At 66.0% G+C, this 1,496-nt stretch carries 1 protein-coding gene; it reads right to left on the bottom strand.

What is annotated here, in order from left to right; translation table 11 throughout:
- Positions 1-318: 318 nt before the first annotated feature.
- On the bottom strand, positions 319-1,389 hold the full coding sequence (locus AC1DTW_RS28090; protein WP_477985325.1) for an IS110 family RNA-guided transposase: 1,071 nt from the start codon (positions 1,387-1,389) through the stop codon (positions 319-321).
- Between the last annotated feature and the right edge of the window lie 107 nt (positions 1,390-1,496).

The following is a 1,496-nucleotide window of genomic DNA, read 5'->3' as shown; positions in this document are numbered from 1 at the left end:
GCCTAACCCTTTACAGGGACTTCCAAAGTAGTCAACGCATTTTTGATCTTGTCGATGAGTCGACGTGGCTGCGAAGCCTGGCTGAGACAGAGAACAGACTGCCACTCTACAGACGGCCTTGTTGCATCGAGCGCGTGGTGCGCCCAGCGATGCGGACCCAGATGCGAACCGCTCGGCGGGGCTCCATTCCTATCGCGTGGACCTCGAGATCATCGAGACCACCCAGGGTTAGTCGAGCTTGCCCGCCGCCGGTCTGACCTGTTCAGTGCGTCTTCGTCTTCACGTCGTGCAAGGATGAGGGTGCTGCTCGAAGCTCGATCAGCCGGCGATGGGTTGGGTGCTCAGATGATTTGGATCGAAGGCCTCGCCGTGCGTCATCACCGCCCACAGGATGCGCGCGTTCTTGTTGGCCAGCGCGACGACCGCCTTCTGCCAGCCCGAGCGCTCGCGCAGCGCCAGTGCCCACGCCGAGATCCGGTCCTGTCGTCGATGCGCGGTCATGACAGCGGACTTCGCGCCCTGGATCAGCAGCGTGCGCAGGTAGGTGTCACCGCGCTTGGTGATGCCGCCGAGCTGGCTCTTGCCGCCGCTCGAGTGCTGACGCGGCGTGAGGCCGATCCAGGCGCCGAACTGCGCGCCGCTCTTGAATTGCTTGAAGTCACCGACCGTGGCAACGACGGCCGAGGCGGTGACCGGGCCGATGCCCAGCAGCGTTGCCGCCGTCTTCACTGCGGGGTTGTCATGGCCGTGCGCGGCGATGCGTTCGTCGCACCAGGCCAAGTGCGCGTCCAGTTCATGCCACTGCGCCTGGGCGCGCTGCAGCGTCAGCCGCGCGAGCGTGCCGAGCTCGTTGCTCGCGTCCTCGAGCACGTCGCTCAGCGCGGCTTGCAGCTCTCGCGAGCCTTGCGCGAGCACCACCCCGAACTCGGCCAGCAGGCCGCGGATGCGGTTGATGCACGCGGTGCGGTCTTCCTTGAGCCCCTCGCGCAGCCGGTGCACGCACAGCATGCTTTGCTGCTCGACCGACTTGACCGGGATGAAGCGCATGCGCGCTCGCGAGGCCGCCTCGCAGATCGCTGCTGCATCGTTGGCGTCGTTCTTGCCGCTCGCGCCCTCGCGGCGGTACGGGCTGACCAGCTGCGCCGAGATGATCCGCGCGTCCAGCCCGAGCGCGATCAGCTTGCGGGCCCAGTGGTGCGCGCTCGAGCTCGCCTCCATCGCCACCATGCAGCCGGCGGGCAGCCYTGCACACCAAGGCATGAAGTTGTCTCGCGACAACGCGCGGCCGGTGAGCACGCGCTCAGCCGCGTCCACCGCGTGCACCTGGATCACGCGCTTGGCGAGATCGACCCCTACGCGAACCGCTTGACCTCGTGTAATCTGCTCCACGGACTTCCCCTTTCACAGGCTTCAGATTGATGACTTCGAACACCACCAATCTTGGCGCTTCGTCGCCGTTGCCCGAAGGTGGGAAGTCCCTTCGCATTCCCATCGAG

The sequence above is a fragment of the Rhizobacter sp. P5_A1 genome (genome assembly GCF_056400745.1).
The sequence above is the reverse complement of the archived record's forward strand: the minus strand, read 5'-3'. Positions and strand labels throughout refer to the sequence as shown.